General features: G+C 58.0%; 11 protein-coding genes and 2 pseudogenes. 7 read left to right on the forward strand and 6 right to left on the reverse strand.

All coding sequences use genetic code 11. The features are described from left to right. Positions 1–244: 244 nt before the first annotated feature. Positions 245–1,297, reverse strand: a complete 1,053-nt coding sequence (locus ACIOAU_RS20470; protein WP_401184282.1) for an ADP-ribosylglycohydrolase family protein — start codon at positions 1,295–1,297, stop codon at positions 245–247. Positions 1,298–1,305: 8 nt separating this feature from the next. Next, positions 1,306–1,566, reverse strand: coding sequence for a hypothetical protein (locus ACIOAU_RS20475; protein WP_144968035.1), 261 nt, complete (start codon positions 1,564–1,566; stop codon positions 1,306–1,308). Positions 1,567–1,685: 119 nt separating this feature from the next. On the opposite strand from ACIOAU_RS20475, the gene ACIOAU_RS20480 reads away from it, so the two are divergent. After that, on the forward strand, positions 1,686–2,561 hold the full coding sequence (locus tag ACIOAU_RS20480; RefSeq protein WP_045487618.1) for a WYL domain-containing protein: 876 nt from the start codon (positions 1,686–1,688) through the stop codon (positions 2,559–2,561). Positions 2,562–2,622: 61 nt separating this feature from the next. Here the strand turns inward: ACIOAU_RS20480 and ACIOAU_RS20485 are convergent, their stop codons facing one another. From ACIOAU_RS20485 to ACIOAU_RS20495, 3 genes are all read right to left on the reverse strand, one after another. Next, on the reverse strand, positions 2,623–3,357 hold the full coding sequence (locus ACIOAU_RS20485; protein WP_401184286.1) for an ankyrin repeat domain-containing protein: 735 nt from the start codon (positions 3,355–3,357) through the stop codon (positions 2,623–2,625). Then, on the reverse strand, positions 3,320–6,721 hold the full coding sequence (locus ACIOAU_RS20490) for a TM0106 family RecB-like putative nuclease (protein ID WP_401184288.1): 3,402 nt from the start codon (positions 6,719–6,721) through the stop codon (positions 3,320–3,322). Before ACIOAU_RS20490 ends, ACIOAU_RS20485 begins: the two co-directional genes overlap by 38 nt. Before the next feature lie 61 nt (positions 6,722–6,782). Further along, positions 6,783–8,264, reverse strand: coding sequence for a hypothetical protein (locus ACIOAU_RS20495; protein ID WP_401184290.1), 1,482 nt, complete (start codon positions 8,262–8,264; stop codon positions 6,783–6,785). A gap of 219 nt (positions 8,265–8,483) precedes the next feature. On the opposite strand from ACIOAU_RS20495, the gene ACIOAU_RS20500 reads away from it, so the two are divergent. The 3 genes and pseudogenes from ACIOAU_RS20500 to ACIOAU_RS20510 all read left to right on the forward strand — a co-directional run. After that, a complete protein-coding gene (locus ACIOAU_RS20500; RefSeq protein ID WP_115273512.1) occupies positions 8,484–9,131 on the forward strand; it encodes a HEPN domain-containing protein in 648 nt (215 codons plus the stop codon). 520 nt (positions 9,132–9,651) lie between these two features. Continuing rightward, positions 9,652–10,428 (forward strand): annotated as a pseudogene (locus ACIOAU_RS20505) (CHASE3 domain-containing protein); the annotation flags it as partial. Positions 10,429–10,695: 267 nt separating this feature from the next. Further along, a pseudogene (locus ACIOAU_RS20510) lies at positions 10,696–11,283 on the forward strand (methyl-accepting chemotaxis protein); the annotation flags it as partial. An 82-nt stretch (positions 11,284–11,365) separates the two neighbouring features. Here ACIOAU_RS20510 and ACIOAU_RS20515 read toward each other — a convergent pair. After that, on the reverse strand, positions 11,366–12,307 hold the full coding sequence (locus tag ACIOAU_RS20515; RefSeq protein ID WP_401184293.1) for a helix-turn-helix domain-containing protein: 942 nt from the start codon (positions 12,305–12,307) through the stop codon (positions 11,366–11,368). Between the two features lie 651 nt (positions 12,308–12,958). Between ACIOAU_RS20515 and ACIOAU_RS20520 the strand changes: the two genes are divergently transcribed. The 3 genes from ACIOAU_RS20520 (at position 12,959) to ACIOAU_RS20530 (ending at position 15,537) form a co-directional block, all read left to right on the forward strand. Further along, positions 12,959–14,017 (forward strand): phenylacetaldoxime dehydratase family protein, encoded by a 1,059-nt coding sequence (locus ACIOAU_RS20520; protein WP_188036694.1) that lies wholly within the window; start codon positions 12,959–12,961, stop codon positions 14,015–14,017. A 92-nt stretch (positions 14,018–14,109) separates the two neighbouring features. Next, on the forward strand, positions 14,110–14,976 hold the full coding sequence (locus tag ACIOAU_RS20525; RefSeq protein ID WP_181107829.1) for a transporter: 867 nt from the start codon (positions 14,110–14,112) through the stop codon (positions 14,974–14,976). 36 nt (positions 14,977–15,012) lie between these two features. Beyond that, the gene (locus ACIOAU_RS20530; protein ID WP_188036696.1) at positions 15,013–15,537 is read left to right on the forward strand and encodes a group 1 truncated hemoglobin; all 525 of its coding nucleotides are present in this window, start codon (positions 15,013–15,015) and stop codon (positions 15,535–15,537) included. Positions 15,538–15,668 lie beyond the last annotated feature (131 nt).

Raw genomic sequence — 15,668 nt, forward strand, 5'->3', positions numbered from 1 at the left:
AAATCGCCGCTGTGCCAACAACTCCGCCAGCGCCCCCGCAAGCCAACCGGCAGTACGCACGTTCAACGCCTTGCCCCTACACTTAGGACACTGATCAATCCATTCCCCCGGCGATAACGCATCACTGCGCGGCGCCACTGTTTTCGTCCAACCACAACCTTCACATTCAAAAGTGAAGGGTCTGGGTTTTACCGGCATTTTCAATCTCCTTGGTCGCTACGCAAACTTACTGTGTTCAATGGGTTCAACTCGCGGGATAAGCCAGTTCAATCTGCTGATCAAACGCCCCACCAACCCCGCAATACTCCCGTGGAACGCGCTCGATATCTTCGGCCACCTGCGCAATCACCTGCCGCAGTTCCAGGCGCTCAAGCCAACGGCCAGGAATAGCACCAGCACCATACTGCGCCCCCAGCAAGTTTCCGACGACCAGCCCTGTACTGCTGCTGTCACCACTGTGATTCACCGCCGCAATCACCCCTTCTTCAAGGGACCGGGCTGTCAGCGCACACCACAGCCCAATCGCCAGCACCTGCTCAGCACCCCAACCACCAGCAAAATCGTCAATGCGCTGCGGCGTAGGTGTGTACCCCTCGTAAAAGAAGAACAGCACGCGCTCGATGAGGCTGCGCGTTTCCTCCATACCAGGCACTTGCCCATAGCTGGCCAAACTTTGAGTCACGGCGTGTTCCAGGCTGCCTTGCCTATCGACAACACGCTGAAGAATGTCAGCGAACAACCCAGCCGCCAAGTAACCTGTCGGGTGCCCGTGCGTCAGCCGCCCGGACTGCGATGCATAGTCAAATGCATTGGCAAAGAATGCACAGGGTGCAACACGAACCAAGGCACCGCAGCCCTTGCTGTTGTTTTCGGCAACCATACCCAATCGTCCGCTGACCTTGAGCGCACTCATACAGGTTATGTCTGGCGCACGACGCGACCAGAGCTCCATTTGCCTAATAAGCCAGCCATCGGTGGCGACCGGTATCAGCGAAGGGTAATCCTGGGTCGTCAGCCAACGCTGCAGCGCATGATGAATAATGCAGGGCACATGACATGCCTGCCGCGAACTCCCTAGCACATAAGCCCGCAGCAAGCCTTCTGCGGTAAATAGCATCATCTGGGTAGCGTCGCTGATCGCACCGGTGATGCCAAATGCCGGGGCAAAATCACTGGTGCCCTGCGGCCCGAACCTGGCCTCGATCACAGGCCACTCAAGCAACTCCACGGGAGAGCCCAGCGCATCTCCGACGGCACCCCCCAGTAGGCAGCCGCTGATCCGTTCAATTCTGTTCATATCGCCCCTTAACACCCTTCACCAGAAGCCAGGTCCTGCAAAATCACCAGCTTGCGCTGGAGCTGCGCAACATGTTCTCGCTCTGCGCGCAACGCCGAGCGCAGCTCGCGGTTTTCCATTTCCCAAATCTGCAGCCAGCGCAAATCCCTCTGGCAGTGCTCAACCTTTTTCCCAAGCTCACCGAGCTTCAAAGCCTGCTGAATCAGCACCAGCAGGATGATCCCCATCGCCACCAAGGCCCCTGTCGCAACCACTTCCGGCATAGTCATGCTCATATCCTTTGATGCCCCCGATGTATTCCGAAGACAAATCGAAGATATGTAATGAAAAGCTACACGTCTAGAATGTAGACTTATACAGGTAAAGTAATCGCGCACATGGAGAGGGTATGAAACGCAAGCAATCCATTGAGCAGGTACGTTGGGACCTGGCACTTCGCTATCGTTTGATCGAGACCGTTGCCTGGTGGGAAGGCCGGCTGACCACGGGGCACCTGATGCAGAGCTTTGGCATCAGCCGTCAGCAGGCGTCCAAGGACATCAACACCTACATCACCGAGCATGCGCCCAAAAACTTGACATATGACAAGCAGCTCAAGGGGTATGTACCGAGCAAGCAGTTCAAGCCGCTGTTCATCGACGACAGCGCCAGCGCCTATCTTCATCTGCTCTACCAGAACAATGAGCGGGCCCCGCACATCGACGGCCTCGCACTGGCCTATGCGCACACCAAGGTGCTGGAGGTGCCGGATCGACCCATCCGCCCGGAGGTCCTGCGCCCTTTGCTCAAGGCCTGCCGTGAGGGCCTGCGCCTGGAAACCGAGTACGTGTCGTTCAACACCCCCAACGTCGAGGTTCGCCTGATCGCCCCTCACACGCTGGTCTACACCGGCATGCGCTGGCATGTGCGGGCTTACTGCGAAAAGAATGGCCAATACCGCGACTTCGTGCTGAGCCGCTTGCGCGGGCAGCCGGATTTGCTCGACGCCTCACCGAACACGCGCGAGCTGGATGAAGACTGGAACACCGAGATTCCGGTGATCATCGAGCCCGATGGACGCTTGAACGAGGCGCAGAAGGCAATCATCGAAACGGACTTCGGTATGACCCAGGGGCAGTTAATTGTGCCCAGCCGCAGGGCGCTGGTGAAGTATGTGCTGCAGCGCTATCAGATTGACCGGCGCAGCCTGGCCATGAGCCCCGAGGCCCAGCAGATTGTCGTGAGCAACCTCAAAGAGCTGAAGCCGTGGTTGTTGCATGATTGAAATCGCGAGTCTCTCAGACGAGGGGCTCAATGCCCTTGGTCGATGTTCCGCTCACAGAGGTTCAGCTACGGCTGTAACTGCTGCGGTCTGCACACATCTGCTGCCAGATATATGCCGCGCCCAGGTAGTTGTCGATTTCCCGGATTAACAGCTGCGCCGCTATGTCGTGATGGCCCGCCAGCCTGGCAACGTCTCGGGCGGTGTGGCCCTCGTTGTTCCTCGCGCTCAGGTCCAGGCAGAAGGTCCGGTAGTGGTTGGCGAAGTAGTTCGCAGCCTTGCTGTGACCGTGCGCGGCCAGCCAATGGAGTGGAGTATTACCTGCCGCATCACGGTCATTCAGACTGCGGCCCTGCCGGTATCGATTGGCGAGCGCCTTGATGATGCCGCGTTTGCTGGGCAAACGATTATGGTTGACAGGGGTCAGAAAGCTGCCGAGGCCTTTCCAGTCCAGAAGCGCTTTGTCTCCCTCGGCCCCGAACGCCTCCAACCTGTCGATCCATATCGAGCGGTTGAGCCGGTAGGCGATGTCCAGTGGCGTGTTTTCGGCGCGGTCGCGCTCGTTCATCGCTGCAGGAGCAAATAGCCGCAAGTGCTCGGTGTCGTCGAAAAGCACGGTGGCATGCCAGACTCCTATTTCTAGCGCCAACAGGTCGTCGATGCCGAAGCGCGTCCCCCTGAGCATCTTTTCCATCTCGGCAAGTAAAGCGGGCGGATATGTCATGACACGTTTTCCCGTATACATAGAAACACCAACGCCGCTATTCACACCGGGGCGACTGCTTTTGCTCTCGTCCATGACGGGTTGCCATGCACAAGCCGTTGACTAGGCTCATGTCTTGCGGCGTCTGGCAGCGAATGGCTGTCAGCCCCGGGCTGGCAACGATGCAAGCCAGCGACTTGGCCCGGCTTACCGCCACATTCAAACGGTTTTTCGAGTACAGGAAGCCAATGTCCCTGGGCAGGTAGTCTTCATTCGACGTGGCCATCGAGACGATGACAATTTCGGCCTCCTGCCCCTGAAACTTGTCCACGGTACCGACCCGCGCACCGGCAGGCAGAACCTGCTTCAGCAGTTGCACCTGCAAGTTGTATGGCGCCACGACCAAGATTTTTTCAAGGGTAACGGCGTGTTCCTCGCCGCGGTTATCCACATAGCGCTGGCGCAAAAAATACGCGTAGAGCGCTTTGATGTACGCGGCCTCCTCCTCTGAACTCTGGCCGTTGCCGTCATGTTCGACAGGGCAGAACATCAGCCCGCTGTCTGGTACTTCCGGGCGCTCCCCGTCGAGTCGCAACACCTGCCGCTCGGTACCTGGCGCCGATGAAAGTTGACCTTCGTACACCGCATGGGAAATGAAAGAACAAACGTTCGGGTGCATCCGCCAGGTTTGTGCCAGGAACACCCCTCGGTCAGCAGGAATGGTGGGCGTACCGTCCAGCAGGTAGTCAAGGATGGAGTCACCGGAGCGGCCCGGATGCACGCCTTGTACAGGTTGCGACAGTTGCATCTGGTCGCCCATAAGGACGATGTTGCGTGCCACCATGCCCATGGTGACCAGGTTCGCCACACTCACTTGGCCGGCCTCATCAATGAACAGGTAATCCAACTGTTCAGTGAAGGTCGCATCGGCAAACAGCCAAGCCGTGCCGGCGGTCAGGTTGATACCCGGCCCCCAAGCGTCGAGGAACTCCTTCTTGTTCTCGATGGAACGGATGCAGCGGCCATTGAATTCCGTGCCCTCTCCTTCCGATGATTTTTTCAGTCCCGTGAAAGCAACACCCTCTACTTGTGCACGCACCTCGACAGCAGCCAGCAGGTTGTTGATGGCATGGTGCGAATTGGAGGTCACACCGATGCGCTTGCCCGCCTTGAGCAAGTCGACAATCACGTGCGAGCCGGTATAGGTCTTCCCGGCACCCGGCGGTCCCTGGATGAACAGCACACTGTTCTCGAGGTTGCGTACCACTTGCGTGATGGCATCGGTCGTTGCCAGGCGTAGATCTAGCAGCGGTGCGCCCGGCTCAACACCTTTCACCCTTGGCGCGCGACGATGGAGGAAGTCCGCCACTGCCTGGAAGCGCGGCTCAGCCGCCAAGACGCTGTCTGCATAGCGAAATAGTGCCTCGCGCAGCAAAGTCGACGGGATTGGCCTTCCAGGAATCATGTCGAAGGCAACCGGCGGCGCATTCTTCACGGTCGCTTTGAAAATCGCCAGACACGCGTCATTGTCCAGGCTGACCAGTTGCGCAGTGGCCAGGGACTCTGTGATGACGCCTTGAGAGCCCGAGCGCATCTTGCTTTCCTGGGGATCGAAACTGTATTCAAACAGAAACGACTGCTTGATCGGTTCGGGCGGTGTTGTCGTGCGCCGCAAACCGGCAAGGCTTTCAATATCTTCCAGTAGCTCCTCAGTAGTCATGTCCTGACGGCTGAACAGCTGCCACCACACAGGCTTCTCTGCCCTGCGGTGAAAGTCGAGCAGTTGGAAGGTGAGCAACCTGACCTGGTCTGTTGCGCTCAAGGCGCTGTCGTCGGCATACAAGCCAGCGAGCAATCTATCGCGATAAACTTCCAGTCGAACCTCGATCTCCTGCTGCTCCGCTACCGCTTTCTCGCCTTCAGCTTCCGGCACAAGAACGGAGCCTGCATCCTGCGGCTTGATGCTCAAAAGCCAATTGCGCAGCAGATAGGTGGATAGCACGTCGTCTTCGTTGTAGCGCTCGATCTGCTCGAGCAAGGCCCGCTCGCCAGTCTCTTTCCAACGTTCATAAAACACGATGCTCGCACCGGCATTTGTAACATCGCCGTCGCGCTTGGCCATGTAGAAGTGCTCGATGTTCTTGATCGAGTAGCTGGGCTCGGACACTCGGATCGCTTCGCGCACCACCTTGTAAAGGTCAACCAGCTTGCCGTTGCGCAGCAGCCAGTCCACTTGCGCCTCGCGCGTGCCATGCTGGCTCATCAGGCGCTTGATGGCCGTCTCTTCATAGCTGGCATAGTGGTAAACATGTGCGTTGGGGTAGCGCTTGAGGTGCGCGATGACCCAATCGATGAACTGCTCGAACGCGAGCTTTTCCTCGTCCCGGCTGTGCGCCCAGAAAGGTTTGAAGAATTGTTGACCGCCTTCGTCGATATACAAGCCGAAGAGGTACTCCAAGCCGCCCTCCTCCAGCGGATTGCCCTCCATGTCGAAGAACAGATCGCCCTCGACCGCAGCGGGCATTCGGCCGAAGCCACGCCGTTGTCCCGTGGCCGGCAGCAGCTCGAACAGCGGGGTATCGCTGGAGCGCCCCTGAAACTGCAAACGTGCCTGATGGCGCAACTTGTTCAGTGACTCTACGGGCAACCTGGGGATGCGCAAGTCATCGCCACTACCCGCCAACTGCTGCAATGTGCTCACCCCACCCGCCTGCAGTTTCTTGATTTGCGAACGGCTGATACCAGCGACTGCCGAAAGATGATCATCTTGCAGGCGTTGTTCACTGCAGCGCTCGCGCCACCCGCAAAAGCCACAATGCCCGCATGGCTCGGGGTACGTCGCTTGCTGCCCGTCACTGTTCACGAACGCGTTGAAACGCTGCAGCACGTGCTCCAGATAGTCGGCGTAATCAGCTACCCGAAATGCCTGTTCCGTCCGCGCGGCATCACCCAGCACGATGTACATGAACTGCGGCTGTACGCCCTGAATCGCAATCAGCATTCGCGAATAAAGTGCAACCTGCACCAGAAACTTGGCTTTTGCAGTCTTGGCCAGTTTGGTGTCGATGACTTCATAGCTGTGATTACCCAACGCCGACACGCGCGGCACTTTACGCAGGAAATCGGCGTGCCCGATAAAGGCACCTTCCTGCAACGAAGCCTGGAAGATGATGTCGACGCCAGCCTTCATGGCCTCGATGGTCAGCTCCACCCGCCGTGCGAAACTCGGGTTGCCTTCGGCAATGTCGACGACATGGGCATAACCGCTTTTCAGCCGTTCGAGAAACGCCGACTCATGGGCGAGCCCCTTGTCCTGGATCAAACGGTTCTGCTCGCTTGCCGGCGCTTTCTCCATAGGAACGACAAGGTGCTGCAGGTCCAGCGCTGTCAGATGCTGACATTCCAGAAAGCCGCAGATATCCGAGGCGGAATACAGCTGAATCCCGTTTCGAGTCTGCATGATTGTATTCCATCTCGTGAACGCCCGAAGGCACATGGCACCGCGCTATTGACTGCGTCGTTCAAGCATCGAGCGAGCAACCTTGGTAGAACTGCTTGAACAGGGCCGTCGGCAAGTAATGCAGATCGAGCAGGCCAAAGTGCTTGCCCACGCTGCGCCCTACGGCCATGAGTGTCCTTGCAGAATTTTCGGTTCCGGCGTACCCGGCACTCAAAATGTAGTCGATTCGATCCTTCTCGGTCTGTGCGCTTGCGTAGGCGTTGCCCGTGATCAGTACATCTGTCAGGCAGACACGGACGCGCTCATCCCCCACAGTGAACGGCTCCAGCGTTTCGGTCCCCAACGCTGCCCGCAGCCCGTCCTCGCCACCCGCAACAATGTGCTCTAGTTCGGCAAGTGGGCGGCCGAACAAATCGAACTCCTCGATGGAGAACGGGAAGCAGTAGCCCTGCGCGGTAGCCCGTGAGATTGCGTCATCGTTTCGCGGCTCAGCCACCAGCCAATCAACGAAGGATGCCTTGTTGTCGGGCTCACCGTTGCGACGGAAGGCCAGATAATGATTGAGCACTTGGCCAAAGGGATGCCCCGTGGGTACCCAGCCGGTCTTGCCAAGCTTCCGAGGCGATACCTCGCCCTCTTCTGCATCAACCTTGGGCTCAGGTGCAAGCGGCAGGCCAAAACAGCGAAGGTCATAACCAAGCATGAACAGGCTTGCCTCGAACGCGTGACAACGCGCAGGCATTGCCCCTTGATCAGCAAACCAGCCAGTGCGCTCGAGCAATGCGCGGATAATCCAGCCCAACCGTACTTGCCAACGTGCCCACTCGGCATACTCAATGGACGAAAATTGCGGCGCGGCCAGATTGTTCAAGAACGCCCCAGGATTGCGGGCCTGGTCGCCCCGCGCGCCGCCGGACGGGAACCGCAGCAAGGGTTTTCCACGTCCTGCCCATTGCTGGCGAAACAGCGAGTACAACATGGCAATCGCAGCGCCTACACGGCTGTCATAGATGGGCGAACCAGACAAATCGAGCAAGGCGTGGATCTTGGTCAGGCCAGAATCAAAGCGCTCGACACTGCTCTCGTTGAGTTCATCCAGGTCATTGTCACCGTCGAGCGACATAAGCCCCGCCATCTTCTGCAGGTAACTCGACAACTCACCCTGTGCCGCCAGCCGATGCAAGAACGGAATGGCGCCCGTCACACCACCCCACCGAAGAATCTGCAAGCACGCCTGCAGCGCTTGCTGCTCGTCACCGGCGTTGACCGCAGCGGACAACCACTCACGCAACTGCCCCAGCGAGCGCTGGGTCTGGACCCAAGTCATGGACTCGACCACGCTCCGATTGGCGTCATACCAGCTTGCCTTCCAGCGGTAGTGCTCAACTATCTGCTCGATCCCCTGCACATCAACCGTCAAACCGCCCGGTACGAACTTGCTGGCCTTGAAGCGCAGTTTGAACGTGAGCGCCGGCAAGTTGGCTGCAAGCCACGCAATGAACGACTCCACTTCGGGTTGTACCAGGAACTCTTCACGCTTCATGCAGGCCGCCTTGCGGGTAATGTCTAATGGCCATACCCTAAGCAAAATGGCTGGCGACGTCCACGTTGGCTGTTCATACAGGTAAACAAATGGAGCAGGTTAAAGCGTTCGGATCAGCCAGGCTTCAACACCGGCGGCCAGCAGCGCATGAGCCTGTAAATTTTTCAGACACACGCAACCACTTTACGGACCGCTCACGACCTCAAGGATTAGCACTTCATGGACCATCAAGCACTCAAGACCCGTCACCGCCAAGAGCGTGAGAACCATCACCCCAACCTCACCTTGCGCGTTCATCGCGCGCTGAGCTGGCTAAATCGCGCCGAGCAGACGGATGATCTTGATGGACGCTTCATCTTTTTGTGGATCGCCTTCAATTCGGCATACGCGACGGACATTGATGAAGAGTTCCGCCTGTCCGAGCAAGCCACATTCAAGGCATTCCTCGAGAAACTCTGTGCATTGGACAAAAACAGCCTGATCGAGAACCTGGTGTGGTCCGAGTTTTCTGGCAGTATTCGCGTATTGTTGGACAATCCTTATGTGTTTCAGAGCTTCTGGGACAATCAGAACGGCAAGATTAGCGAGCAACAATGGACCGAACGCTTTGCCAACGGCCGGAGAATCGCACAGCAAGCGCTGGCAAACCGCAACACCGCCGCCGTACTCGGCGTGCTTTTCAATCGAATCTATACCCTGCGCAATCAGATCATGCATGGCGGCGCCACGTGGAACAGCAGCGTGAACCGGGATCAGTTACGTGATTGCGCCAACCTACTCGGCAAGCTAGTGCCGGTCATCATTCTGCTGATGCTAGATAACCCAGAGACGTTGTGGGGTGATGCTTGTTATCCGGTTGTTGTTTAACTAGATGACTGCGGATTGGGGCAGAGGTCACCCGACAGGTGAGACCACTGGTGAATCGGCAGGCGAGCAGTAATTGCCCCGGTATTCCAATTGGTATTCCACTAAAAAATGCAACTCGATTTTAATCTTATAAATTAACAAGTTAATCACACAATTCAGCTCACCCCGGCCCATCAAGTTATCGTTTACACAAAGGCACTTAGCGTTGATCGCGGGTGTTTTTTGTGCCTGATTGGTCCCGATCAGGGCCCTGAAACCGGCAAGTCACGCTACCACCTCGCTCGTCCCCCATTCCCTTCTATCTCTGCCGCCGCTACCGCTACTCCCCTAGCCAAACCAAGCATGCGTCAGGAGGCAAGCCGGATCCCACACACAAAGAAAAACCTGTACAAAGAACTTTCTCTGTACAACACACTCATACGGATTGATATCAAAACGTCACTATGCAAACGCTTCCCGCATTCCCATGCGTGGCAGCCCGCGTAGCACCCCCGCCAGGCCTTGAAAGGTAACACCCGCAATGTTCGACAATTTCAGCATTTCAAAAAAGCTGTACACCGGTTTCGGTCTGGTCCTGATCATAATTGCAGTCCTCGTGCTTTCTGCCTTACGCGGCTTCGACCAGGTCAGCAGCAGCGTCAAACGCAACATCCACAGCTACGACGTGCTCAACAGTTCACACACAATCCTGAACAGTCTCGTCGACATCGAAACCGCCATGCGCGGCTTTGCTCTGACTGGGCAAGACAGCTTTCTTGAGCCCATGCTGAAAGGTGAAGAGAACTTCGCCAACTCGGTTGCGCAGGTCAAAAAAGCGACTCAGGACAACCCAGAGCAACAAGCACGGCTGGATCGCCTGCAGGTGGTTTACCAGCAGTGGCTGCAGCAGGACATGCAGAGCGCCATCACCTTACGCCGAGAAATCAACGCTGATCGCGCATCGCTGACCACCCTCATCAGCCAAATCGGCTCAGGGCAAGCCAAAGCCAAGATGGATGCAATGCGCGCAGTCATCACCGAGTTTCAAGATGCAGAAAAAGCGCTGCAAGAAGAACGCAGCACCCTCATGGACGACTCCAAATCCACGGCTTTTACCATTCTGGTAGTGGGAGGGGTGGCCGCAGCGATCCTGGCAATACTGATCGCAACGCTGCTCACCAAGACCATTACCGGACGCTTGAGCCAAGCGGTCACCCTCGCTCGCAACATTGCTGATGGGCGCTTGGACAACAAGATAGAAGTTGCAGGCAACGACGAAGTGAGTACGCTTCAACAAGCCTTCCAGGCCATGCAAGATCGCCTACGCGCCATGATTCGCGAGATTGGCATCAGCGCGGAACAACTGGTGGGTGCAGCCGACAATATCTCGACCGCATCCCTGCAGCTGTCGACCTCAGTTCAAGAGCAATCACACTCGGCGTCCTCAATGGCTGCCACCGTTGAGGAACTGACGGTGAGCATAAATCACGTTTCCGACAACGCTGTCGAAGCGCATGCCCAGTCCAGCGAGTCAGGCCGCCAGTCCAGTGAAGGCGGCAGCGTCATTCAAGAGACCCTGGAGCGCATGAACCTGATCGCACAAACCGTAGAGGCCTCAGCATCGCAAATCAGCGACCTCGACAATCATGCTGAGCAAATCAGCAGCATCGTCAGTGTGATCAAAAGCATTGCGGACCAGACCAACCTGCTTGCACTAAATGCCGCGATTGAAGCCGCTCGAGCGGGCGAGCAGGGTCGCGGGTTTGCTGTCGTCGCCGACGAAGTCCGCTTGTTGGCACAGCGCACCGGCAACTCGACCCAAGAGATCACCGAGATGGTGAAAAGGATTCAACTGGGTACTCGTGATGCTGTGCAACAGATGGAGGTCGGTGTTACCCAGGTGAAAGGCGGCGTCGATATGGCGCAACGAGCGGGTGATGCGATCGTCGGCATTCGTCAGTCTTCGGGTGACGTGGTTCGCATGGTTGATCAGATTTCTCTGGCCCTGCGTGAACAGACTGCAGCCAGCCAGGACGTGGCTCGCAATGTTGAACGGATTGCGCAGATGTCACAGCAGAATAGCCAGGCGGTGGAGCAGACCACCGAAACTGCTGGCACGTTGCAGCAGTTGGCGCAGGGTCTGCACAGGCAGGTGAGTGTGTTTAGGCTTTGAGTAATTAAGAGTATGTGCGTCTGAGGAGATAGCTTCGAACCTGGCTGGCGCTGCTACTTAGCGCCGACCGCAATCTTCCGGCTCAGGCGCCATTGCGCCGCAACAACGTATGCGGCGCCACCCCAAACGCCTTCCGAAACGCATGACTAAAATGCGAAAAATCCGAAAACCCAAACTCCAACGCCGCCTGCGAAACACTCCTAACCTGCCCACACTCAATCGCCGCCCGGCTAGCATTCAGCCTTTCCTTCCAAATCTCCGCCACCGGCGACTTCTGATGCCGAGCAAACGCCCGTGTCACCGTCCGCGTGGACACATGATGCGCCACCGCAATCGTCTCAATCGACAACTCCGGCTCAGTCAAATGCCGTTGTATGTAATTCATGATCCGCCCATACAGATCCAGCTCTTGATGGGTGGTCTTCAGGTCTTGCAGCTCCAGGCTGAGCACCAGCAAATCAATGATGGTGTTGGAGTAGCGCCGGGAGATGCCTTCATCCTGCAGCAGCGCGACTGAGCTGGCCGCCTGGCCAATCATCTGCCGCAGGGGGATCACGCCGGGGCGGGTTTCGTCCAGCACCAGTGCGGTGAAGTCGCCAATGCGCGGCAGGCGTTGGGCGAGCAGTGGCCGGGGGATGCGGATCAGGTGGTTTTCGGTACCACCGAGGCTGAAGCGGAACGGTTGGGTTGCGTCGTAAAGAAACAAATTGCCGGCGCTGAGGCTGGCTTTGCGGGTGTGTTGCTCGATTTCGCCGTAGCCACCGTGGGTGAATCCGAGCCAGATGTCTTCGGCGGGGTCGCTGCGCAAATGCTGCTCGGAGCGCACCCAGTGGTGCAGCGGCGACGACAGGGTGGTGATGTCCAGGGGGCCAATTCCGTTGACCTGCAGCGCACCTTCGAAATCGCTCTGCGACGAGGGTTTGCTGTCTGCCGACAGGCAATGATGGCAGACCACTTCTCGCCAGTAATCAAAGCGGCGAGCGGGTGGAACGGCAAGGGTGGAATACTGGTTGGTCTCAGCCATGATGGCGCTCACCTTGATGCAACAACGGGAGAAAACGGGGCACTGTTACCGCCGGTGGTACAGGCAATAAACACGCCAGCGGCTTGTGTTGGCGCGAGAGTGTCTACTGCGTGATTGCGCAAACGTGTGGCTGTTAACAGCGTCAACTTCTCTCCCCATTTCAGGGCAAAAGTCCTGTTTTACGTAGTGCGCCGCACCCTCTTGGTTCGTGCTCAAGCGGGTGTTTTGGTGCTGTCTTTTCCAACCAAACGGTTGTCCTTGCGAACAAAGCGGGGCTGGTGAGTCCTGCCTAACTTTGACCTTACGGCAAATCAGCAAACCGTGCCGATGAGGTGAGCCCATGCGATTCGAACAACAACAGCAGGTGGCAGATGAGTTGAGGTGGCTGCATATGCGTGACCTGGCGCCTGAGGAGTTTTTGTCTTGGGTGCTTGAGTGGGGGGGATGTGCAGTGCGGGCTCGGTTGGGGAGGGGCTTGCTTAATGCCATCGCTCTGAAAGCGAAAAATCGGGTTTGGTTTGAGTGCGTTGGGGGCTGCTTTGCAGCCCTTTCGCGACACAAGGCCGCTCCTACACGGACCGCGTCCAACAGGGCTGCTGTTCGGAGGAGTACTGAGCGTGTGCCTGAAATTAAAATAATGAGGAGCCTGTGATGGAGTCTGCAATCGACAAACACCTCAAGTGCCCGCGCACGTTGTCGCGCCGGGTGCCTGATGATTACCAGCCGCCCTTCCCGATGTGGGTGGGCCGTGCTGATGAGCAGTTGACTCAGGTGGTGATGGCTTACCTGGGCGTGCAATACAAAGGTGACGGCCAGCGTGAACAGGCCTTGCAGGCGATGCGTGACATCGTTGCCAGCTTCAGCCTGGCCGACGGCCCGCTGACCCACGACTTGACCCACCACACCGACAACAGCGGCTACGACAATCTGATGATCGTCGGCTACTGGAAGGACGCCGGCGCTTATTGCCGCTGGGTGCGTTCGGCCGAGGTGGAGGGCTGGTGGAGTTCGCCGCAGCGCTTGAATGATGGCCTGGGTTATTACCGCGAAATCTCCGCGCCGCGGGCGGAGCAGTTCGAGACGTTGTATGCGTTTCAGAGCGACTTGCCGGGCGTTGGCGCGGTGATGGACAACACCAGTGGCGAGATCGAAGAGCACGGTTACTGGGGCTCGATGCGCGACCGTTTCCCGGTGTCGCAAACCGATTGGATGAACCCTAACGGCGAGCTGCGGGTGGTGTCTGGCGACCCGGCCAAGGGCGGTCGGGTGGTGGTGGTCGGCCACGACAATATCGCGTTGATTCGCTCGGGCCAGGACTGGGCCGCGGCGGAGGCGGCGGAGCGTTCGTTGTACCTGGATGAGATCTTGCCGACCTTGCAGGACGGCATGGACTTCTTGCGCGATAACGGCCAGCCGTTGGGCTGTTACAGCAATCGCTTCGTGCGCAATATCGATGCGAACGGCAACTTCCTCGACATGAGTTACAACATCGGCCACTGGCGTTCGGTGGAAAAACTCGAACGCTGGGCGGAATCACACCCGACTCATTTGCGCATCTTCGTGACCTTCTTCCGAGTGGCGGCGGGGCTGCAGAAGTTGCGCCTGTACCACGAGGTGTCGGTGTCGGACGCGAGCAGCCAGGTGTTCGAATACATCAACTGCCACCCGCACACGGGCATGTTGCGTGACGCGCAAGTAAACACCAACTAACAACGAACTCCACGTTTAGCCCTGCACCTGCCGTTATTACGGCAGCGGGGCTCTTTTTGCCCGAATTTGGGCTCACAATAAGGACTTGGTCCATGAAACAGCTCCGTTACCTGATGCTCGCGGCGGCCGCGCCGTGCCTGTCTGCCCAAGCGGTTGAAGTTGCGCCGGGGGATTATGAAGTGCTGCCGGTGGGTGCAACCATCGGTGTGGTTTATTACCAGCACTCCACCACCGACAGTCTTTACGCCCAGGGTCACAAGGCCAGCTCGGACTTCAACTTGACCTCCAATGTCGGCATCTTGCGTTTGCTGCATGTGTATAAATTGACCGACCGGCTGACCATCGAGCCGCAGTTTCTGTTGCCGTTCGGCCATGTCTCCAGCGGCGGTGACGCTTCGGCCCTGGGCAGCGCCAGCGGTATCGGTGACCTGACCCTGACCGCGCCGCTCAAGTACCGCCTCAACGAAGCCAACGACACGGTCGGCGCCACGGTTTATCTGGTCGCGCCGACGGGCAACTACGACCGCAAAGACGGGCTCAACCTGGGCGAGAACCGCTGGAAGGTCGACTTGCAGGCGGCGTACATCAAGCACTTCGGTGAGAAGTGGGCAGTTGACTTGGTCGGTGATGCGATCTGGTACGGCGACAACGACGACTTCGGCGCCAATTCGGTTCGGCGTGAACAGGATACGTCCTACGCCGCGCAGTTGATGGGGCGCTACATCATCGACCCGGGCACGTCACTCGCCCTTGGTTTTGGCCACACTTGGGGCGGCGAAAACAAAGTCGACGGCAGCAACCAGGACGACCGCGGCGAGACCACCAACTTCCGCGTCACCGCGACCAAGTTCTTTACCGCTCAGGACCAGCTGCAGATGCAACTGGGGCGTGACCTCGCGGTAGAAAACGGCCCGAAAGAAAACTTTCGCCTGAACCTCAGGTACGCCCGGGTCTTTTAACCGTCTGCCGATCCTCAGCTGAAATGGAGCATTCACATGACTGACCAAAACGCCTCTACCGAACAACAACCTTCGCTGTACACCCGACTGGGCGGCTATGACGTGATCTACCAGTTCGCCGGCGCGGTATTGCGCAAGACCATGGGCCACCCGGCCATTGGGCATATCTGGGCGCATATGTCCGAGTCGACCTTTCAGAAAGAGCACATCAACTTTGTCGACTTCCTCTCCCAGCACTGGGGTGGCAGCGCCAAGTACCGCGGCCGCGACATGGTCACCGCACACCGCGGCATGGGCCTGACCGAGGTGCACTGGCAAGCCACGCTGGATTGCCTGGAGGAGTGCTACAACGACTACAACCTGGCGCCGGAGCTGCGCAAGGAGGTCAACGATTTTCTGGTCAAGTTCAAACCTGCGGTGATCGGCAGCCCGTCCTACCGCGACGTGGTGCTGGCCAACCCTGAGATGGACCCAGCCAAGGGCATGAAGAGCGTCGGCGTGGTCTGGCCCGCACGTGGCGAAGCGGCGGCACAGGCCGCAGTACCCAAGCTCGAGTCGTAACACCGCTCGGCCACCTAGATGAGGCTCAGCACCTGGCGCAAGGCAGTCCTTCTCAACCAAGCGACTGTCCTGTTCAACCAAGTGCCGGCCACGCGCTGGCGCTAGCTTAGTAGCAGGCCCAGCCGCGGCGG

It is taken from the genome of Pseudomonas sp. NPDC088322, from assembly GCF_044740745.1.
GTDB classification, from domain to species: domain Bacteria; phylum Pseudomonadota; class Gammaproteobacteria; order Pseudomonadales; family Pseudomonadaceae; genus Aquipseudomonas; species Aquipseudomonas shirazensis.